This window comes from Asanoa siamensis (assembly GCF_016862555.1).
In the GTDB taxonomy this organism is placed as follows: domain Bacteria; phylum Actinomycetota; class Actinomycetes; order Mycobacteriales; family Micromonosporaceae; genus Asanoa; species Asanoa siamensis.
Genome location: NZ_BONE01000090.1, coordinates 1 through 19434 on the forward strand (window position 1 = coordinate 1; position 19434 = coordinate 19434).

17 protein-coding genes and 2 pseudogenes are annotated in these 19434 nt (G+C 66.7%); 9 read left to right on the top strand and 10 right to left on the bottom strand.

All coding sequences use genetic code 11. The features are described from left to right. Positions 1 to 69 precede the first annotated feature (69 nt). Together Asi02nite_RS34785 and Asi02nite_RS34790 are read right to left on the bottom strand one after the other, a co-directional pair. Positions 70 to 438 (bottom strand): hypothetical protein, encoded by a 369-nt coding sequence (locus tag Asi02nite_RS34785; RefSeq protein ID WP_203718282.1) that lies wholly within the window; start codon positions 436 to 438, stop codon positions 70 to 72. A gap of 185 nt (positions 439 to 623) precedes the next feature. Beyond that, positions 624 to 1325, bottom strand: a complete 702-nt coding sequence (locus Asi02nite_RS34790) for a sensor domain-containing protein (RefSeq protein WP_203718283.1) — start codon at positions 1323 to 1325, stop codon at positions 624 to 626. Between the two features lie 223 nt (positions 1326 to 1548). Here Asi02nite_RS34790 and Asi02nite_RS34795 point away from each other — a divergent pair, with 223 nt between their 5' ends. Continuing rightward, a complete protein-coding gene (locus tag Asi02nite_RS34795) occupies positions 1549 to 2964 on the top strand; it encodes a sensor domain-containing diguanylate cyclase (protein WP_203718284.1) in 1416 nt (471 codons plus the stop codon). A gap of 24 nt (positions 2965 to 2988) precedes the next feature. On the opposite strand, the gene Asi02nite_RS34800 is transcribed toward Asi02nite_RS34795, so the two are convergent. From Asi02nite_RS34800 to Asi02nite_RS34810, 3 genes are all read right to left on the bottom strand, one after another. Then, on the bottom strand, positions 2989 to 3465 hold the full coding sequence (locus Asi02nite_RS34800; RefSeq protein WP_239127452.1) for a hypothetical protein: 477 nt from the start codon (positions 3463 to 3465) through the stop codon (positions 2989 to 2991). Positions 3466 to 3570: 105 nt separating this feature from the next. After that, complete coding sequence (locus Asi02nite_RS34805; protein ID WP_203718286.1) at positions 3571 to 4236, bottom strand: hypothetical protein; 666 nt, start codon at positions 4234 to 4236, stop codon at positions 3571 to 3573. Between the two features lie 370 nt (positions 4237 to 4606). Continuing rightward, on the bottom strand, positions 4607 to 5698 hold the full coding sequence (locus Asi02nite_RS34810; protein ID WP_203718307.1) for an FAD-dependent monooxygenase: 1092 nt from the start codon (positions 5696 to 5698) through the stop codon (positions 4607 to 4609). A gap of 268 nt (positions 5699 to 5966) precedes the next feature. Between Asi02nite_RS34810 and Asi02nite_RS34815 the strand changes: the two genes are divergently transcribed. From Asi02nite_RS34815 to Asi02nite_RS34825, 3 genes are all read left to right on the top strand, one after another. After that, entirely contained in the window at positions 5967 to 6356 is a 390-nt protein-coding gene (locus Asi02nite_RS34815; protein WP_203718287.1) for a hypothetical protein, read from the top strand. A gap of 213 nt (positions 6357 to 6569) precedes the next feature. Beyond that, a complete protein-coding gene (locus tag Asi02nite_RS34820) occupies positions 6570 to 9590 on the top strand; it encodes an AfsR/SARP family transcriptional regulator (protein WP_203718288.1) in 3021 nt (1006 codons plus the stop codon). A 485-nt stretch (positions 9591 to 10075) separates the two neighbouring features. Further along, positions 10076 to 10615, top strand: coding sequence for an RNA polymerase sigma factor (locus Asi02nite_RS34825; protein WP_203718289.1), 540 nt, complete (start codon positions 10076 to 10078; stop codon positions 10613 to 10615). A 366-nt stretch (positions 10616 to 10981) separates the two neighbouring features. Here the strand turns inward: Asi02nite_RS34825 and Asi02nite_RS34830 are convergent, their stop codons facing one another. Continuing rightward, positions 10982 to 11410 carry a DUF4232 domain-containing protein gene (locus tag Asi02nite_RS34830; protein ID WP_203718290.1) on the bottom strand — a complete coding sequence of 143 codons (429 nt, stop codon included), beginning with the start codon at positions 11408 to 11410 and terminating at the stop codon, positions 10982 to 10984. Positions 11411 to 11979: 569 nt separating this feature from the next. On the opposite strand from Asi02nite_RS34830, the gene Asi02nite_RS34835 reads away from it, so the two are divergent. Continuing rightward, positions 11980 to 12384 carry a hypothetical protein gene (locus Asi02nite_RS34835; protein ID WP_203718291.1) on the top strand — a complete coding sequence of 135 codons (405 nt, stop codon included), beginning with the start codon at positions 11980 to 11982 and terminating at the stop codon, positions 12382 to 12384. A gap of 101 nt (positions 12385 to 12485) precedes the next feature. On the opposite strand, the gene Asi02nite_RS34840 is transcribed toward Asi02nite_RS34835, so the two are convergent. From Asi02nite_RS34840 to Asi02nite_RS34850, 3 genes are all read right to left on the bottom strand, one after another. Then, complete coding sequence (locus Asi02nite_RS34840; protein WP_203718292.1) at positions 12486 to 13688, bottom strand: hypothetical protein; 1203 nt, start codon at positions 13686 to 13688, stop codon at positions 12486 to 12488. A gap of 223 nt (positions 13689 to 13911) precedes the next feature. Further along, positions 13912 to 14433 carry a DoxX family protein gene (locus Asi02nite_RS34845; RefSeq protein WP_203718293.1) on the bottom strand — a complete coding sequence of 174 codons (522 nt, stop codon included), beginning with the start codon at positions 14431 to 14433 and terminating at the stop codon, positions 13912 to 13914. A gap of 193 nt (positions 14434 to 14626) precedes the next feature. After that, positions 14627 to 14848, bottom strand: a complete 222-nt coding sequence (locus tag Asi02nite_RS34850; RefSeq protein WP_203718294.1) for a transposase — start codon at positions 14846 to 14848, stop codon at positions 14627 to 14629. A 92-nt stretch (positions 14849 to 14940) separates the two neighbouring features. Between Asi02nite_RS34850 and Asi02nite_RS42475 the strand changes: the two are divergent. From Asi02nite_RS42475 to Asi02nite_RS34870, 4 genes and pseudogenes are all read left to right on the top strand, one after another. After that, positions 14941 to 15117, top strand: a pseudogene (locus Asi02nite_RS42475) (transposase); the annotation flags it as partial. Positions 15118 to 15315: 198 nt separating this feature from the next. Next, a pseudogene (locus tag Asi02nite_RS34860) lies at positions 15316 to 16222 on the top strand (transposase). Next, on the top strand, positions 16219 to 16734 hold the full coding sequence (locus Asi02nite_RS34865) for a transposase (protein ID WP_203718296.1): 516 nt from the start codon (positions 16219 to 16221) through the stop codon (positions 16732 to 16734). Before Asi02nite_RS34860 ends, Asi02nite_RS34865 begins: the two are co-directional and overlap by 4 nt. A gap of 468 nt (positions 16735 to 17202) precedes the next feature. After that, the gene (locus Asi02nite_RS34870) at positions 17203 to 17790 is read left to right on the top strand and encodes a dihydrofolate reductase family protein (protein WP_203718297.1); all 588 of its coding nucleotides are present in this window, start codon (positions 17203 to 17205) and stop codon (positions 17788 to 17790) included. Positions 17791 to 17834: 44 nt separating this feature from the next. Here Asi02nite_RS34870 and Asi02nite_RS34875 read toward each other — a convergent pair whose 3' ends face one another. After that, complete coding sequence (locus Asi02nite_RS34875; RefSeq protein WP_203718298.1) at positions 17835 to 19364, bottom strand: GMC family oxidoreductase; 1530 nt, start codon at positions 19362 to 19364, stop codon at positions 17835 to 17837. Between the last annotated feature and the right edge of the window lie 70 nt (positions 19365 to 19434).

Here is a 19434-nt window from a genome sequence, read left to right on the forward strand (position 1 = left end):
CCCAAATCAGAACAGCACTACACCTGCCCGGAATGTCCCATCGGGGCAGCAGCGCTCCCGCTCGAGCGGCTACGCCTTCCGCTTTGAGCGCCACCGAAACAGCAGCGGCGCGACGAAGACGGCCGCATACGTCATATAGAGCCAAGGCGCCTGGGCCACGTAGAAGCCCTCCGCGTCGACCGCAAGCGGGTGTTCGAGCACTACGAAGCCGATCCAGTCGGCGAGGACCGCCAGCGCCAGCCAGAAGAAGCCGAGTCGTAGGGCGGCATTGGTGGTAACCGCTTGGGGTCGCCGGAAGTAGAGGGCCGCGCAGGCCGTCCAGACTGCGAGGTTGATGAGCGGTAGATATCGCTCGGTCAAGTTGTAGGCATCGTTGTCCTTGACTTCCACCTGATCCCAGGGAGACGATCCCATTGCCTGAGAGATGATCAGGTACACGGCGAAGCCCACGGTAGAAACTCCGACATACGCCAGGACGAAGCTGGCTAGTGCGGAGAGATAACGAAATCTATGTGCAGAGGATCTTGTCACGCGAGGTTACCCTTGCTGAATCGGACTTCTAGCGCCTTCGAGGTCGCTACGGGTCGCAAAACGGCGATGTTCGTTTCCGACGCCCTGCCTAGTCAGCCGATAAAACCAGAGGGCGCTTTCATGGCGCTTTCACGTGCGGACGCGACACCCGTCAACATCATTCTGCTCACGTTGGCCTGCAGCAGGGCGACCCCACGAACCACCATCGGCAGGCTGAGCGCGCAGAACACCCCGACAGCGATGTACATGAGCAGGCGCGGACCGGTGCCACTGCCTAGGCCGATCATCGTGTTGAGGTCCACGTTGTCGGGACCGCGAGGGATGGCCCAGTCCCAGGCCCAGCAGGTGAGGCCGCCGAGCGCAGCCGCCCACCAGCCGACGGTCACCGTGAAGGCGAAGATCGACACGATGAACTTGACCAGGGCATGCATCGCGTCCAGCCAGGACTGGCTGTCGCCGATGACAGCTACGACGCGCTTGAAAACGCCGGCGCCCGGGGCGGCCGACTGGTACCGCGGCCGCGCTTGCGCTGTGCCGAGAACGGGGCCGACGGCGACTCGGTCAAGGTCCGCGAAAACCCGAGCAAGCAACATTGCCCCCGCCATGACCGGCAGGCCGATACCCACGACCATAAGTCCGGCGCTGAGGACAAGGGCCACAATGACAGCGACAAAACCAACCACCGCGGACGGGAAACCCACGACGACGTACGCCGAATCGACCAACAGCTGACGACCGATGTTGGGGCGGCTCGGAATGCTCGATGAACGGTCGGAAACACGGGCTGTTGTCATGCGTCGAAGCTAGGCATCGGTGGACCAGATCTGAATCCCGCCAGCTTGCGTCTGCCGAGTAGGGCTAGCCGTACCGAGCCGCCCGTTTCATACGCGACGTATGAGGTTCACGAGGGGCGAGGCAGAGGGGATACAGGGGGTTCTGCGCCTCGCCCGGATTCCTGACGCCAGCCCTGGTTCAAATCTATTGTGAAGTGGTGGTCAGGCCGCAGGGAGTCGACTAATGTCGCGACGCACCTCGCTCGCTCGCCTGGCTGACCACCTCGACACCCTCGGCCGGCAAAATGACGAGCAGTCGGCCCGCGCGGTTGCTGTGCGGGCCGCGATGCGAATCCTCGGCGCCGATGTGGCAGTGCTGATCGATCCCACCGGCGACGTGGACGTTGTCGGCCGTAGCTCCGACAACCTCGGGCGTATGACGGAAGCACGCGCCGGGGACGATACCGTCGACGTCCCTGGCGAAGGTCCGCGTCCCGCCGTCGTGGCAATTGTCCGGGGCCACGATGACGGCGATCTCCGCCTCCTCGTCGCCAGGGTCAAGGGGGAACCGTTCGACAAGGACGACCAGGCGGTAGTTGACTGCCTTGCCGCGGGACTTGGCATGGCTCTTCGCCAGTTCCATCTGGTCGCGTTGCCGAATGAGCGCCAGCGAGTGGTCGACCATATCGCCAGAGTCCAGAGAGCGATCGCCAACGGCGAGCCGCTTCAGGAAATCTTCGATACCGTCACCGAGGCCGCGCGTGACCTGCTCGACACCGAGCTGGCGAGCCTGCACCTGGCTCAGGTCGGCCTGCTCCGCTTCGTCGCTGAGAGCATGTCCCCAGCCGACGTGACCCGCGGCTTTCACCCACCGCATCTGAACAGAGGTATCGGCTACGCGGCTTATCGCCTCGGCCGCCTCGTCCGAACAGACGACTACCCGAGCGAGTCGTACGCTATGCCACGCCTGGCGCAGATTGGAGCACGGTCGGCGATGTCCGCACCGGTTCGCAACGCCGGCGAGATCGTCGGTAGCTTGGCGGTGATCAGCTTCGTTCCCGGCCACCGCTTCTCGTCCGCGCAGGAGCAGATGCTCCTCATGTTCGCGGACCAGGTCAGCGTCGCCCTCACCGACACGAAGGTCCGCGAGGCTGCGGAGCAGGCACTGACCGATCCCGTGACCGGCTTGCCGAGCCGGCTCGTTCTGTTGGACCAGCTGGAAAAGGCTCTGGCCCGCAATGAAGAGTTCGACGTCCTCTTCGTGGACCTCGACGGCTTCAAGGCCGTCAACGACACCAAGGGCCACGCGGCGGGCGACCTGGTGCTGCGTGAGATCGCTGATCGACTCGGGCAGTGCGTACGCTCAACCGACAGCGTGGTGCGATTCGGTGGTGACGAGTTCGCGGTCCTCATCCGCGACGTGTCCCTAGAAGCCCTCTACCGAATTGGACGGACGATGCTGGAGATGATCCGACGACCATGCGTTGTCCACGGCGAAGAGATCAAGGTTGGCGCGAGCATCGGTGCCGCTGGGCGCGATCCCGCGGCGAGAGACGCTGAAGGTCTGTTGCGACGTGCTGACACGGCGATGTATCGGGCCAAGCGCGGAGGCGGCAACCAGATGGTGATCTTCACGCGCGGTATGCGCATCGACGTATGACCATGGCCGAGCGTCGTCTGATGATCAGGCCTGACGTGTCTGCCCTCGCCCTCGACGCCCACCTCCCTTCCTGATCCTGCCCCATGGCTTCACCACGGCGAGTCCCGTTGCGATGGTCAACGCCGTCAGTGAGACGGCGGGCGGGAAGAACAACGCGGACACCGTGGATGGATCCCCGTCTCCGACGGTGAGGGCGCGGCCGTAGGCGGCGACATCGGCCATGCCCGGTCTCAGCAGGAATGCGATCAGCGCGCACAGCACCACATTGAGTACCAGCTTCACCGCAACCCACCAGTAGCGGATCAGTCCCCACCGGGTGCCCAGGCCGAGAATCAGCCCGGACACCAGGCAGATCAGACTCGCCGTCAGCATGGGCCAGATGATGAACGTGGCGAGTGCCTGGTAGGCCAGCGCCCGGATCTGGTCAGTGCCACCGAACCGCCCGGCGAGCACCAGGGTAGCTACGACCACGTCGATGCCGATCCAGGCGCCGGCGGCCACGATGTGAACGATCAGCGCTGCTCTCCGCAAGGGCCGCGGCATGCCTGGGGCATGACGCGCGGCGGCCTGGGGGGTAGCGGGTTCAGTTCGCACGTTGCCCTGCTCTCATCGCACCTGCTGGCGTCGGGCGACGCGGACGGACACGGTGATGGCTGCGACCACGATCCAGATCATGCAGAGCAGGCGGCCGAGCGGGATGAGCGCCGCGCCTTCATACACCGCCAGGGACACGAGTGAAGCCACTGCGGGGACCGCTGCGACCCACGCGAACACGCGCATTCCTCTGCCGAACAGATCCAGCCGGGAGGCCAGTAGCACGAACACGCCCAGGGCGGCCACGTGTGCCGTGCCGCCTGCGATGAAGTTGGCGGTTCGCAGTCCACCGGCGACACCGTCAGAGACCGACGGTGCGACCGCCGCCAGTACCCAGCCAAGGAGACTCGACAGGACCATGCAGGCCGCAGCTATCAGCCCTGCGGCACGCGCCCGGTACGCCGCTCCGGCGACACTTCCGAGCGCGACCACGAAGACGGCGAGGGCGACCACTGACGCCAGTTGAAGGGCTGAGGTCAACGACATGGCTAGCGGATTTTCTACGAGCCAGGCCCGCACCTCCGCAGCTGGCGCGTTGGGCCTAGGCGCTGGCGAGGAGGCGACGTTGGGCGACACGAAGTCGACACTCAAGTAAAGGAGGAGGAATGCCGCGGCGGGCACAATCAGGCGTGGTCCAACGCCGGTCCGGTCTATCGGGTCGATCTGCTGAGCTGTCAATGTCCTGTTCCTTTCTCGAAGCCGACGGCCTTTGCGCCGCCGGGTCTGCGGCGAGCGGGGAGTCGGTGGAGCCGGCGCATCGTGAGCGCGCGGCAATGCTTCTGTGCCGGCGACACCGCCGAAGGCGCGCTGGAACAGACGTCGGAGCCGTCAGTGGCACGACTCCACAGCCGTCCATACAGGTACTGGTGAGCCCGGTCCACGACCTCGAGTCGTATGCCGGTGCGGTCGGACCTGTGTGGGGGGACCGTCCGACCGCACCGGAGCCAGGGCCGCGATTCACAGTACGGACGCCTATGTTCAGTTCAGCTTCATCGTTGCCGCTCCGGTTCGCCGGCCGCGTTGCCGAGGCCTCGACGCGTGCTGGCGGTCATACGTTGTCGCGGTTGAGCACGCTGCTGCTCCGGCGGATCATCGCGAGCTGCAAACGCGCAGTTGCCGCGGGCGAGAGCAAGCTTCCGAGCAGCCGGGCCGCAGCGCCGGGCGGGCGATTGGTCACCTCGCTGGCCGCCAGCCGTGACATCCGTCGCACGCGCCGGGCTCGTGTTCCTTCATACCGCCGGAGCGCGGCCTCGACGTCGTCGCCGCGCAGGGCCCGGCGTAGCAACCAAGCGTCTTCCAGCGCCTGGTTAGCCCCTTGAGCCTGCGACGGAGGGAAAGCGTGCGCCGCATCGCCGAGAAGAGTCACGCGCCCGCGGCCCCAAACGTCGGGCACCGAATGCACGACGTGTGGATACTCCTGGGCGTCGCCCGGGCCGAGGTTGTCGAGTAGTTCGGCGACGGGCCCGGTGTACGCGGCGAACCTCTCACCCAGCCAGTCTTCGACCGGACGACCGGAGGGCGGCGCGTCAGGCACGTCGAACCACCACTGGAACAACCCGTCGCCGGCGGGCATCAGCCCAACGAGCCCAGCCGGCCCGACGACGCATCGAGCGTGGGTGCCCTTGGCTAAATCCGGGAGCGTGTAGGTGAGCCCTTGCCAACTGGTCCAGCCGGTGCTTGCTGCCGGCTTATCTCCGAGCACGGCCCGACGCACGGCTGATCGGTATCCATCCGCTCCGACCACGACGTCGCCGCCCAGATCGGAGATGTCATCGACGGGATGCCCGTACGAAATCGTGCCGTCCGGGAGGCCAGCGGCGAAGCACGACAGAATCGTGGATCGTGGGATCGTCGCCACCCCGAATCCAGTCAGCCGGTGTTGCACCCTGATATCGGTGCTCCCGTACACCCGGCCGTCTGGCATTTCGAAGTCGAGCCATTCGATCGGCCCGCCCAGGCCGTCCAGGGACGCTCCCAGACCAGCGGCAGCGGCCATGCCGTTGCTGAAAATCGTCACGGCGGCGCCGTCGGTGCGCAGTTCAGGCGCGCGTTCCAGGACACGCACCTGGTGTCCGTCGGCGACCAGCCCGTGAGCCAGCGCCAGCCCGCCGACCCCCGCCCCCACGATCACCACATCCATCTGGATTCTCCTTACCACTACGATCGCTCTACTACGCATACTGGCACACGCTGACGGCCGAATACCACCAGCGGGAGGGCCGGAAAAAATCTTGCTGATCCGGCATCGGCGCTGCTCATAGGGCTGGAGCGCTCGGCCGTGGGCCGCAACCCTCGTAGTTGAGGACAAACGCCTAATTCGAGGACGTGTTCCGGCCGAAGAGAGATGACGTCGGTTTGAAGGCGCGACGAGGTAAGCATGTTACGCCGTTCGATATGGAGGACCGTAGATGCGACTGACGACATTGGCTTCGACCGCGCTGGCGCTCGCTACCACCGCCCTACTAGTCACCGCGCCCGTCCAACCGGCGCAGGCGGCCAGTTGCACGCTGCGCGTCGGCAACGTGGGCTACAGCGCGGGGGCGTTCTTCGCGGCGGCGCGGCTGGAAGGTGGCTGCACCGGTCAGGTGATGGTGGACCTGCAGCTGGCTACGTCGATGAGCGGCCCGTTCGAGACCGTGGAGACCGTTGCCACGAATCCGTCCAGCCCGGACGCGCCGGGCGGTACGGCTTGGTTCACCGACGCTTACAACGCCTATGGGTGTGTCTTCTTCTATCGCGCCGTCGGCACGTACGCTGGGCTCAGCGACGTCTCGGACGTTCCGCGCCAGCCCTGCTGAGATCGCCCTGGGCGATAGCGTCTGACCGAGCCGCGCCGGACGACGACCGGCGCGGCTCGCGGGCGCCTGGGCCGCGTGAAAGCCATCTGAAAGCGCCGTCGTGTTGGATCCAGTTGTTATGGCTACGGACGGGCCCGGCGTACGGGCGTCGCGAATGGCCAGAGCAGCGGTCGTGCCGCCGCATCCGATGAATGGCAAGGCGGAGAACCCGCGATGGCCGGTGTGACGGCGCGTCTGACAGTAGACGTGCTGGGACCCCTGGCCGTTTCAGTGGATGGCCGGCCGCTGACGTTACGACCGGCCAAGCTTCGCTCGCTGTTGGCTGTGCTGGCGATGTCCGCCGGCGACGACGTGACGATCAGCCGCTTGGCCGACTCGGTGTGGGGTGAGGCCCCACCTGTCGACGCCCGCCGGACCACGCAGATCCATGTGATGCGACTGCGCCGTGTGATCGGCTTCGAGAACATCCGCACGGTCCCGGCGGGCTACCGACTACAGATCGCCCCGGACGATGTGGACGCGCTTCGATTCCGGCAGGTGCTGAACATGGCCGCGGCCGCGACCGACCCGGCGGTGGAGCGGGAATGGTTGGGGCAGGCGCTGGCCTTGTGGCGTGGAGACCCATTCGACGGCGTCACCTCCCCGTGGCTCGAGATGGTGGAGTCGCCGCGTCTGACGGAGCTGTACGTCGCCGCGCAGGAGCGAAGGATCGAGCTCGACCTGGAGCTGGAACCGGCCGGTGACCTCATCGCGGAGCTGCGCGAGCTGACCGCACGGTATCCGCTGCGAGAGCGGCTCTGGGGTCATCTCATGACCGCGCTCTTCCGGTCCGGCCGCCAGGCGGATGCGCTCGCGGCTTATCAACGGCTGTATCGCACCCTCGCGGAGGAGCTTGGCGCCGAGCCCACTCCTGCTGTCCGCGATCTGCACCGCCGGATGCTCAGCGGTGATCCCACCTTGACAGCCCTCCGTGGGCGGGCGACGCGCACCCAGTTGCCTCAGAGTCACCACAATGGATCGTTTGGCCGGATGCTGCGTGAAAATCGGGAGCGGTTGGCGATGAGCCGTGACGCCCTGGCGGAGCGGGTCGGCTTGAGTCACCTCACCGTGTATGCCATGGAGTCGGGGCACGCACTGCCGCCGCCGACTTCGGTCGGCCTGCTCTGCGACGCCATGTGGTTGACCGGAGACCGCCGATCCAGGCTCGAGAACGCCGCGAAAGCGGAGCGCGACGCCAGGCCCGACGACATCTTTCGCGTAGCTCCTAGCGATCTGCCTCGCGACCTGCCCGACTTCATCGGTCGTACGGGCGAGGTGATGCGCCTCTTCGACGTTCTCACGGCTCCACGGCCGGCCACGACCGTGTGCGCCATCGACGGTATGGCCGGTATCGGAAAATCGTCTCTGGCCGTTCACGTCGCTCACCACGTCGCCCACACGTACCCGGACGCGGTGCTGTTCGCCGACCTGCACGGTCACACAGCGGATCGAGAGCCGCGGACGGCGGCGGAGACCCTGAGCCACCTGCTGCGGGCGCTGGGCGTCGTCCCCGAGCAACTTCCCGAGTCGCTGGACGAACGCGTGGCGCGGTGGCGAACGCTGACGATGAGTCGGCGCATCCTGCTCGTTGTCGATGACGCGACCAGCGCCGAGCAGATCCGTCCCTTGATACCCAGCGGCGCTGGCTGTGCGGTGATGGTGACCAGCCGCCACCGGCTTACCGATCTCGACGCGACAGCGGTGGTCTCCGTCGACCCCATGCCGGCCACCGATGCGGCCAGCCTGCTCCGTCGGGCGAGTGGGCGACCCTTGGGTGATCTGGATGTTCGTCAGGTGCTGGACCTGTGCGCCGGGCTGCCGCTGGCGCTGAGCATCGCCGGGACACGGTTGCGGCACCGAGGTGCGTGGAGCGCCGCTGAGCTCGCCGCACGGCTTCGCGACGAACACCGGCGGCTCACGGAGCTCCGCCTGGGAGCACGCGGGGTTGCCGCCGCGTTCAGCTTGTCCCACCGGCTACTGTCCGACTCACAGCGGCGGGTTTTTCGAGCAGCGGGTATGCATCCCGGCCGCCGGTTCGACGCGCGGAGCGTGGCCGCTGCGTGCGCTCTGTCCGTCGCCGCGGTCGAAGACGCCCTCGAGGGACTGCTGGACGCCCACCTGGTCGTCGAACTGAAGACCGGCCGATATCAACTACACGATCTGCTTCGCCTCTTCGCACGTCAGCAGGCTGCGCGCCACCCCACGGAAACGGAAGAAACGGTGCGGCGACTCCTTGCCTACTATGCCGTGGCCGCGGACCGTGCCGACCGATGCGCGTACCGCCACCGCCAGCGCGTCGACGTGCCGGCGGATGCGCCGATGGCACCGGATTTCGGCTCGACGGCGGCCGCCTTGGCGTGGTTCGACACCGAGATCGACACTCTTGTTACGGCCACCCACATGGCGTTCGAACGCGGCATGGACGTGTTCGCGTGGTCCATCCCGGTCGCCGCATGGGGCTGCTTCAGCCTGCGATCACGATGGGCCGAATGGATCGACTCCCACCACGTGGCCGTCGCGGCCGCCGAACGCTGCGGCGACAAGATCGCGCTCGGACAGGCCCTCAGCGGGCTTGGAGTCGCGCTGGCCGAAACGGCTGCCTACGACTCGGCGATCACCTGTTACCAGCGTGCCGTCACTGTGCGGCGCGAGATTGGCGACCTCCGCGGCGAGGCCAGTAGTCTCGGCAACCTCGCGGTGGTCTACGCCGAGCTGAGCCGCTACGAGGACGCCATCGCCTGTGCCGAGAAGGCGAGTCTGTTGAGCCGATCGACCGGCGACGCCGCGCGGGAGGCGGCGACCATCACCAACCTCGGCGAGATGAAGCGCCGCACCGGTGACCTCGTAGGCGCCCTGTCCGATCTGTTGGATGCGCTGAAGCTCTGTCAGCGCATCGAAAGCGAGCACAGCGAATCGATTGTGCTCGGTTATCTTGCGGCCGTGCACAACGATCTCAAGGAATACGACCGTGCCGCGGATTACGGCCTGCGCGCATTGGATCTGCTCCAGCGAACGACCGACGACCAGCTACGCACCTCCGACGTGCTGGTCGCGCTCGGTCACTCCGCGCACGGGCTCAACGACACTGAAGCTGCTCGCCAACGTTGGCAGCAAGCGCATCGCACGCTGTCAGAGCTGGGCCATCCGCGTTCCGTGGAGGTGTGGCAACTCCTGCAGTCGCTACCGCCCCCGTAGGATTCGTGCCGCCCAACAAGGGTCCGGGCAGCCGGCTGGCGTGCCCGAACCCCATCGGATGGCAACTAGTTCGAGATGGGGTGAACAGGAACCGGGCTGGGGTCGCCAGGTCCGAACGTCGGGAGTTCTGGCACCGGGCTGGGCTTGACCGGGACGGGGCTCGGGTTCACCGGCACCGGACTCGGGCTCGCCGGCACCGAGGTGGCAGGCGAAAGGCCCGAGCCGGCGAATGCGGGGGACATGAACAGCGCCAAGCCTGCGGCGCCGATGAGGGCCGCCGTCGTAGCCGCTACGCGGACACGCATGTGTTTACCTTTCCTCGGATGCTGGTGCGCCGCGAACCGCGACGCTGGACTCGGTACTCACACGCCGGGGAAACCGCCTCAATTGTGTCGTGAGGAATACCTCTCTTTCTGCAATCGATGGACCTGTAGACGCGTGGCCAAGATGGTCGGTGTTGGTTCACGAGGATGGCGGTGCGGTAGATGGGTGGCAGGCGTCAACTACCGGTGCCGCTGGCGGCCGATAAGCCTCCGGCTGAGCCACTGGCCGAGTTTGACGACTTCTACCGATCGTCCTACAGCCGGCTCACCAGCCAGCTGCATGCGTACCTGGGTGATCGTGCTGAGGCGGAAGACGTTGCGCAGGAGGCGTTTGTTCGAACCTGGCAGCGATGGTCGGTCGTCAGCGAGTACGAGGATCCGGTCTCCTGGGTACGGCGGGTGGCCTGGAATCTAGCGACGAGTCGCCTGCGGCGGGTGAGCGCGGCTGCGCGGATTCTTCGCCGATACGCCAGTGCGCAGGTCGAGCCAGCTCTTGACCCCGACCATGTAGCCCTCGTCGCCGCGCTGCGGAAGTTGCCGGACCGCCACCGGCGAGCGATCGTGCTGCATTATCTGGCGGGAATGCCAGTCGCCGAGGTCGCTGCGGATATCGGCGTTCCACGGGGAACCGTACTGTCGTGGCTGCATCGTGGCCGCGCCCAGCTCGCCGTTCACCTCGGGTCCGAAGAACGTAGGCGGTGACGTCATGACCCAGCAACATCCGGCCTCGGAGGCCGAGCGCAGCGTGGCGCGACTGTTGGAGGCGTACCAGCGGGCGGGGCACCTGGCCTTCCTTCCGCCGCCTGTGGAGGAGGTGAGGGCCCACGCGAACCGGCGCAGGGTCGGTCGGATCGCGCTGGCGACCGCCGCGGCGGTCGCCGGGCTGGCGGCTGGCGGGCTTGCGATCGTGGGAGCGTCGGGAGACTCCCCCCGGCCCGTGGCGCCAGCGCCCTCGTCGCCTGCACCGACGCATCCAACACCGGTCCCAGCGGAAACCTCAGCAGTTCCGACCTCTGTCACCGTTCAACCTTGAGACAGCTGCGACACCCGGTGTGCTTGCCCTGCGGCCTATGAAGCGGCGGACCAAGCGTTCACGGCTAGTCGGTTGGTCGTGCCGAGATCGATACCTCCGTCAGGGGTGACGAGCTGCTCCGCCGCGCCTGGTTCGGGCGTCACCGCCAAGTGTGCGGCGTCGACGGCGTCGCCCTCGGTGGTGGTGGTGCGCCAGAGAACCCTCGACCGAGCGATCCCGCCCGGTGGGACCGTCACCTGTTGCGGCGGGGCGTCCCACGCGTCCGGTGCGCTGACCGGCTGCGAGCCGTTGCCGACCGTCACCGCCACCGCGGAGAGGTCGGTGTCCAGCACTCGGATCGCCGGGAATCCCTCGAGGGTGTACGGGCGAGTGCCGCAGTTCTCCAACACGATGCCCATCGCGCGCAGGCCGGAAGCGCCCTCGACCGGGCCGGCGGTCAGCCGGAACCCGTCGGCACAGGCCATCCCTGTCGCGGTGGGTGGCGCGGTTGGCGGGACAGGCGCCGGGTCCTGCGTGTCGCATGCCGCCAGGAGGATGGCTACTGCGACCAACGTGCCGAGCCGGCGGACCCGGGATGGCGCCGTGGTCGTGCGAACCTCAACGGCATGCGGTGGGGTGAAGGTGCGCTGTGGCGGCGGGACCCACTTCGGTTCCCCACGAACTGGCATCGTCGAGCACCCGTTTCTCGAAGAACCTACGTCGAGGACATCGAGCCTGGACCGAGTCGTGCTGCGATGACGCGGCGTGCACAACGTGCCAGGTGGTCGTCGTCCAGGTCGGGGAGATCCTGCCAGTGCCCGCCTTCTGTTCGCTTTCGGTCTTCGTTTTCGGGCCACGTCCGTTCGTGCGACGACAGGTGAAACCGTTGTGAAGGGCCGGCGAGCTTGAATTCTTGGCTGGCGCGGCGTGCCGATCACTCGCGCCCGCGTTCGCCTGATGACGCCTAGGAGGATTAGTGAGGTTCGGTTCCGATCGACTACGCACCGGCAGAACGTTGGTGAGCATAGCGGCCGCGGCCGTGATGGTGGCGTCGGTGGCGCTCGCCGCCCCTGGGGCAGCCCAGGCTGCCCCGCCACCGCCACTGCCGGAGGAGGTTGGCGTCGCCGCGTCCTATGCTGGTGCGCGAGTGGCCCCATGGCGTCTGACCTGGCAAGCTCGCGGCATCGGTTCGGTTGATCTGTGGGTGTACGCGGACCACACGAAGGTCATGCAGATTTGTAACACCAGTGAGCAGGACGGCTTGGTGCCGGTGCTGGAAGTCGACCCCTCCGGCTCCGCAGCGCCGATCAACTACGAGACCCGTTCGTCGAGCCGTTGCCTACGGCACACGATCGGCTACTCGGTTCGGAAGGTCCGTGTGTCGGTCTGGGGACCGGCAACCCAAAAGTGGTTCGACCGTTGGTACGCCACTCCCGTACTCAAGCACCCTGACTTCTGAGCCCGTCAAGCTGCTCGGCTCAGCACGCGGCCGGGAGCGACCTGGGCCGGGTATCGCCGGCATCTACCTGCGGCGATCCCGGCCCACGCGTGCGTCCGCGGTCAGCGCCAACGGCCACTGATCGGGCGGTCACCAGGGCTTCCATAGTGGACGGTGAGGTTCGCCGCGCCGCCGCTGCTGTTCGCGTTCTTCAGGTAGAAGTAGCCATTGGCTGGCCGATAGACGCCGATCGTGTCATACCCGTCCCCGTTCCAGTCGCCGGTGATGGGCACGTCGCCGGGGTTTCCGAAAGTGAACTGGCCGTTCGAACCGCCGGTGGAGTTGGCGTTCCGGAGATAGAACGTCCGGGTGCTCGGTCGGTAGACACCGATCGTCTCCGTACCGTTGCCGTCCCAGTCGCCCGCGATGGGTATGTCACCCGCGGTGCCGAAGACAGCCGTGATCTCCGCGTTGCCGCTGTGTTCAAATCGGTTCTTCAGATAGAACGTCCCCGTCGACGGCCGGAAGACACCGATGCCGGTGGTGCCGTTCCCGTCCCAGTCACCGGCGACCGGGATGTCCGTCGAGTTGCCCAGCGCGTAAGCCCCGTCAGCGTCCCCGCTCGTGTTCGTGTTCTTGAGGAAGAAGGTGCGCTGGTCCCGCCGGAAGACGCCGGGCGTGTCCACACCGTCGCCGTTCCAGTCGCCCATGAGCGGCTCGTAGTGGGGATTGCCGAGGTGCACGATCTCCCCGCCCTTGAGATAGAACCGCGCCTCGGCCGGCCGATACACACCGATGTCGTCGAAGCCTCCGCGGCGCGCCTCGGCGAGCAGGGCCCGGGCTTTCGCCTCCGCGGCGTCGTACCGTTCCGGATGGGCCGACCGCTGCACCCGCTGGGCGATCTGGCCCGCGGTGCAGGAAGCGCAGTTGCGGTCCTCGACCTCGCCCACATCGAAGAACTTGTTCGCCGCGTACGTCACATTCATGATCTGTTGTGGGGTGCCCCAGCCCTGGCTCGGCCGCTGCTGGAACACTCCCAGTGAGTCGGAGTCCCCGCAGTTCAAGTTGTTCATGTGGGACTCGACCCAGCCGGTTTCGAATCCGGCCAACATCAACCGTGCTGAGACACCTCGGTTGGCGCCGACGCGGTAGACGGTCCTGGTCACATTCAGATCGTGGGTCGACGGGATCGTGGAACAAGCCAATGTGCCTACAGGATCCTCCGAAGCGTGCGCTGCGACCGCGGACGTGCCGACAACCGACATGGTGCAGGCCAACACCACCAGCGCACGCAGCCCTTGAAGTCCCCGGGTGACATCCGGCATGGAGCGGTCCTTTCAGAAAGGAAGAGGCGCCGCCTTTGCCATTTCGAAAGGCCGGCGATGCGACCGGCCAGCCATTGACCGAGCCCGACGTATGGGATCACGATCGGGCCTTCAAAAAGGTTTCAACAACATCGGAGGGTTCAGGGGTGGTCGGTATCGATCGTCCGGACCGACACTGCGGCCGCGCCGCCCTGGGTAAGGGCGGCGCGGCCGCGGCGGGGGATCATCGGCGGACGAGTCGCGCTCCGAGTGCCACGGCGGCGATGACCAGGGCGCCGGCGGCCAGCACGATGTCCTTGACGACGTACTGTGCCTCGAGGGTTGGTGTGCCGTCGGGGAACATGTCGGTGAAGAAGAGCACAAGCGGCGACATGATCCCGACGAGTGCACCCGCGAGCACGACCAGGCCGGTCCTGACGAATCTGCCGGTGATCAGTGTCATGCCGATGAAGCACTCGATGACCGCGGTCAGCAGCACCGCCGTGCGGCCCTCGACGATCCCCAGGGTCAGCGTGTTGATGGTGCGCTCGACCAGTGCCTCGGCCGGGCTGGCCGTGGGGAAGAACTTCAGCACGCCGAACGCGAAGAACGTGATGCCGAGGCTCAGCCGCAGCATGGTGATGCTGTAACGGGCCAGCCCGCCGGCGACGGCGTCCACGATCCGGTCAGTCGGGCGGTTGCTAGGGCGGTGGTACGTGTCAACCCGGTCGTAGCTGGTTGGCCGGTCGAGAGTGGGCGCAGACATTGTGTTCCCCATTTCGTGTTCCGCGGCCCGCTGTTGGGCGCCGTCTGGGGAATAGCCTCGGCTTTCGTGAACGAATGCGAGACGGTCGAGCGACGACACTTGCAGTACGCACTCCCGCGTACCGCCGGTACGGGGCCCTGCGCCGACCTACGCAGCCACCCCGTCAGGCCGTACACCTCAGGCGTCTTCGGGATCATGGTTTGGTCCAGAGCAGGATCCCGGCGAGGGTCAGTGCGGCGTGGTGAACGGCGAGCTTGTCGGTGCCCATGGCGAGACCGCGCCATTGCTTACGCCGGTTGATGCAGCGTTCGGCGATGTTGCGTTGTCGTAAGGCGTGCTTGTCGAACGTGGGTGGGCGGCCACCGTGACGGCCGCGGCGCAGGCGGTGGGCTTGCTGATCGGCTGGCTGCGGCATCGTTGCCCGGATTCCGGGATGGCGCAGCGGCGGTGAACTGTGGGAGTCACCGGCCTAGCCAGCGGTCACGCGCAGGCTCAGCCGCCGGCAGCGTGAGTCGGCCGCCAGGTGAATCTTCTTACTCGGCCACTGCCGCGACCAACCAGTCGAGCTCAACCGGGTCGCCGTGGCGGGACCTGCCGACCGAGTTCGGCTCGTGGAAAGGCGCGTACTCGCGGTTTCGCCGCTGGACTCTCGACGGCACGTGGCAACGACCGTTGACGGCGGTACAGGCCGACGCGGACGCTGCCGGCGAAATGGACTGGCTAGTACGGCAGCGGCCGTTCGTTAGGTGACCTCGGATACCGCTTGAACGAGGACGGCCACCGCATGATCGTCTGTCCGGTGTGGACGCAGCATCAGACCTTGCGGTGGCCGAGAGCCACAGCGTGGACGCTGCCCGGTGGCAGCGGATCAGGGACCTGGTTATCGACTCGTTCGCGCACCGGTTTGCCCGGGTCGCGCCGCGGCGGGCAGCGGCCGGGTTCATCACCGGGCTGCTCGCAGACCTTGCGGTAAATACCTGCTGGCAGCTGGCTGAGCAGGCGGGACACGCCCGGCCGGACACGTTGAACGCCTGCTCTACCGGGCCAAATGGGACGCCGACATGATTCGTGACGACGAGCGGCAGGTCGTCGCCGACCGGCTCGGCGATCCCGACGGCGTCCTGGTCGTAGACGAGACGGCAGTACACCGGCACCGCCGGGCGGATCGAGAACGCGCAGGTCGGCGTGTTCCTCGCCTATGCCAGCCGCCGCGATCACACCCTCATCGACCGGCGAATCTACCTGCCCGAGTCCTGGACCAGCGACCGTGACCCCGCTACTACGACTGCGCCTGCTCGCCGACGTCGGCGCTGGCGGTGACCCGGACGACGGCGGCCGCCACAGCGTGTCGATCCGCCGCAACACCACCACCGGTGAGCTGGCGCTCTACCGCTGCTGGACACCACGCCCGGTCGCCCTGGCCCAACTCGTGCACGTCGCGGGAGTTCGTTGGATCGTGGAAGAGTCCTTCCAGGCCGCCAAAAGGCAGGTCGGCCTCGACCAGCACCAGCCCCGACGCTGGACCTCGTGGCACCGGTTCACCACCCTGGCCGCCCTCGCCATCCTGGCGATCCGCGCCGCCGAACCCGCCCCGCACGACGACACCGAGCGCCCCAACCTGATCAGGCTGACCGTCAACGAGATCCGCCGCCTGATCAACATCCTGCTGATCCGGTCGACCCGCAGCACCGCCCACCGTTTGCGCTGGTCAATCTGGCGCCGCCGCCACCAGGCCAACGCGAGACAAGCGCACGACAACCGACGCCTCAACCACGAACCCCAACCATGATCACGAATCGCCGCTGCCGTACCAGTCGCGGCTGCGGACTCCACGGTCGTGCGCGCGCACCAGCACGCGGCCGGGCTACGGCCGGGAAAAGGCACCCTCGCGTCGGTGAGCCCGCCGACCACGGCCTCGGCCGCTCGCGTGGCGGTCTGAGCACGAAGGTCCACCTCGCCGCCGAGTCCGGGTGCCGGCCGATGAGCCTGCTCGTCACCGCGGGGCAGGCCGGTGACGCACCACAGTTCACCGCGGTCATGGACGCCATCGCGGTCCCCCGGCTCGGCGGTGGGCGTCCCCGTCAACGCCCGTACCGGGTGCTGGCCGACAAGGCGTACTCGTCCCGGGCGATCCGCAGCTGGCTGCGCCAGCACAGGATCGCCGCGACGATCCCACAACCAGCGGACCAACAGGCCCACCGCCTACGGCGCGGCAGCCGCGGTGGCCGCCCACCCGCGTTCGACAAACACACCTACCGGCAACGCAACATCGCCGAACGCTGCATCAACAGACTCAAATAATGGCGCGGCCTGGCCATGCGCACCGACAGACTCGCCGTGCACTACCAAGCCGCGCTCACCCTGGCCGCAATCCTGCTCTGGACCCGCGCATGATCCAAGAGACGCACCCTAGGTCCGCGCCGCGCGAATACCCCACAAAGAACAAGCGCTCGTCCCTGCCCGCCGCGATATTTCGGGGACAGGTGGTGAAACCAAGATGAAAGCGACCGCTGATAGATTTCGCCGGGTCCACTTGTTTCAAAGGTGCCGAATATACATGTGCATAGCGGCGCTCAACGTGGGCTATCCGCCGTAGTCCGAACGCGAAACGGTGTCGTCTTCCCGGTTTCGATGCGGATGTACGTCAACTGACGTACGCCATGCGCGACAAGCCGTGGTTGAGTGTTGGTTACGACGCATCAGCCAACGCTGGGGCGGCAAGCAGAGCTGGCCGGTTCGCCGCTCGCTCTAACTTGTAAGGAGGTCCATATGAGCAAGGTCTTCAGCCACATGACGATGTCTCTGGACGGTTACATCGCCGATCCCGAGAATCAGGTTGGTGAACTTTTCGACTGGTATACGGCCGGAAACGTATCCGTGCCGAGTCACTATGAGAATGTCACCTTCGACGTCGACGAGGCAAGCGCGCAAGCTCTGCGGGAGTTGACCGAAAGCGCCGGAGCGCTCGTGACGGGACGCCGTCTGTTCGATATCGCCGACGGCTGGGACGACAGTCACCCCAGTGGCGCTCGCGTCGTCGTCGTGACTCACAAGCCTCCTGCGAACGCCGAGGAGCGATGGCCGAAGACCATCTTCGTCGAAGCGGTCGACGTGGCGATCGCGGAGGCGAAGAAGATTGCTGGCAAGAAGGACGTCACCATCGCGAGCGCGAACGTGACGCAGCAGGCGCTCGATCTGGGGTTGGTGGACGAGGTGTGCGTCAGTCTCGTGCCCGTGCTCTTCGGCGAGGGCATCCCCTACTTCGCCAAGCCGAAGCAGGGCCACCTCCTCCTCGAGGATCCGGTGGTCATCCAGGGGCACCGGGCACTTCACCTCAGGTACCCGGTCCGCCGTTGATCGCGTAGCCCGGCAGCCGCGGCTCCATGACAGAAGGCGCTCTGTCATGGAGCCGCGGCATCTGTCCTGATGATGTCCACGGCTCGCTCAGCGATCGCCAACACTGTCGCGTTGAGGTTGGCGGCCGGGATGGACGGCATCACCGAGGCGTCGACGACTCGAAGTCCGTCGACCCCGCGGACCCGTAGGTTCAGGTCGACGACGGCATCCGTGTCCGTCCCCATTCGACAGGTACCACTCGGGTGGAAGTACGTACTCGTGAAATCTCGGGCGTACGCGCGCAAACCGTCGTCCGTCACGGGTCCGGGAATGATCTCTCTTCCCCGCCACGAGTCAAGGGCCGGGGACGCCACCACCTCGCGCGCGATCCGTACGCCGGCAAGAAGGGTGTTCATGTCCTGCGGGTCAGTAAACAGGGCCGGGTCGATCAGCGGAGCCGCCTGCGGGAGCGCCGATGCCAGCCGTACGCTGCCGCGACTACGCGAGTTCAGCACCCCCACGTTGATGGAAAATCCTTGGCGCGATGCTTTGACATCGGACCCTGGCGCAGCCAGCGGCACATCCACACAGATGAGGTGAACATCGGGGTACGGCGAAGAGTCGCCGCTTCGAACGGCTGCGACCACATCGCCGTGTTGGTTGACGCCAGGTTCCATGGGTTTGATCGAGTCCCAGGCGACAGGGGTAATGGTGTGGTCAGCCAAGTTCTCACCAACCCCCGGCGCGTCAACGACCACATCAATGTCGTGTTCGCCGAGGTGCTCCGCGGGCCCGATGCCGGACAACATCAGCGTGTGCGGACTTCCGATCGCGCCGGCACACAACACGATGTCACGCCCGGCTGCCGCAGTGCGTCGTTGTCCGTCCGTCCGGTAGTCGACGAGCTCGCACCGATCGCGGACGAGGCGAATGCGCTCGACGAGCGCCTCGGTGACAATCGAGAGATTGGGGCGGTCCGCGAAGGGCCGCAGGTAGGCGTCAGCAGCGGACACCCGGACTCCGTCGACTGCGGTCAGCTCGTTGCGGGTGACGCCTTCGTGGTGCTTGCCGTTCAGGTCATCGACCACCGGGTAACCGAGGGCGGCGAGGGCGGTGAGGCAGGCTGCGGCGAACGGGTGAACCTTCGTCACGGGTCGCGTTGGGACAGGTCCATCGGTTCCGCGGTAGTCATCGTCGCGCCCCTCGGCCCGCTCACTTCGCCGGTAGTACGGCAGCAGGTCGTCGTAGCCCCACCCGAGAGCGCCGGCCGCGACCCACGCGTCGATCGCGGCCGGGGCGCCACGGAGGTGCGCCATCGCATTGATGCTGCTGGAGCCGCCTAAGACCTTGCCCCGTGGGTACGCGACGCGGCGCCCGCCGAGCCCCGATTGCTTGACCGTGCGGTAGTTCCAGTCCACCGACGAACCGATGAGCGAGAACCACGCCGGCGCCAGCGCCATGGCGGGTGGGCCCTGAAACGCGCCCGCCTCGAGCAGCAGGACCTGGACGGCGGGATCCTCCGAAAGCCGGGAGGCGAGCACCGAGCCCGCCGAACCGCCCCCGATGACAACATAGTCAAAGGTCTTTGTTGGCACGATAATCCGACACCTCACACACCGACTAGCACGCACGTGGTGCTGGCCGCTCGTGGTCAGATTCAATCCA

Excerpts from the sequence above, each read along its gene's own strand:
- Asi02nite_RS34825 (WP_203718289.1), top strand. The coding sequence starts at position 10,076 with ATGGGTGGCAGGCGTCAACTACCGGTGCCGCTGGCGGCCGATAAGCCT.
- Asi02nite_RS34815 (WP_203718287.1), top strand. The coding sequence starts at position 5,967 with ATGCGACTGACGACATTGGCTTCGACCGCGCTGGCGCTCGCTACCACC.
- Asi02nite_RS34845 (WP_203718293.1), bottom strand. The coding sequence starts at position 14,433 with ATGTCTGCGCCCACTCTCGACCGGCCAACCAGCTACGACCGGGTTGAC.
- Asi02nite_RS34870 (WP_203718297.1), top strand. The coding sequence starts at position 17,203 with ATGAGCAAGGTCTTCAGCCACATGACGATGTCTCTGGACGGTTACATC.
- Asi02nite_RS34795 (WP_203718284.1), top strand. The coding sequence starts at position 1,549 with ATGTCGCGACGCACCTCGCTCGCTCGCCTGGCTGACCACCTCGACACC.
- Asi02nite_RS34840 (WP_203718292.1), bottom strand. The coding sequence starts at position 13,688 with ATGCCGGATGTCACCCGGGGACTTCAAGGGCTGCGTGCGCTGGTGGTG.
- Asi02nite_RS34790 (WP_203718283.1), bottom strand. The coding sequence starts at position 1,325 with ATGACAACAGCCCGTGTTTCCGACCGTTCATCGAGCATTCCGAGCCGC.
- Asi02nite_RS34810 (WP_203718307.1), bottom strand. The coding sequence starts at position 5,698 with ATGGATGTGGTGATCGTGGGGGCGGGGGTCGGCGGGCTGGCGCTGGCT.
- Asi02nite_RS34820 (WP_203718288.1), top strand. The coding sequence starts at position 6,570 with ATGGCCGGTGTGACGGCGCGTCTGACAGTAGACGTGCTGGGACCCCTG.
- Asi02nite_RS34865 (WP_203718296.1), top strand. The coding sequence starts at position 16,219 with ATGATCACGAATCGCCGCTGCCGTACCAGTCGCGGCTGCGGACTCCAC.
- Asi02nite_RS34850 (WP_203718294.1), bottom strand. The coding sequence starts at position 14,848 with ATGCCGCAGCCAGCCGATCAGCAAGCCCACCGCCTGCGCCGCGGCCGT.
- Asi02nite_RS34830 (WP_203718290.1), bottom strand. The coding sequence starts at position 11,410 with ATGGCCTGTGCCGACGGGTTCCGGCTGACCGCCGGCCCGGTCGAGGGC.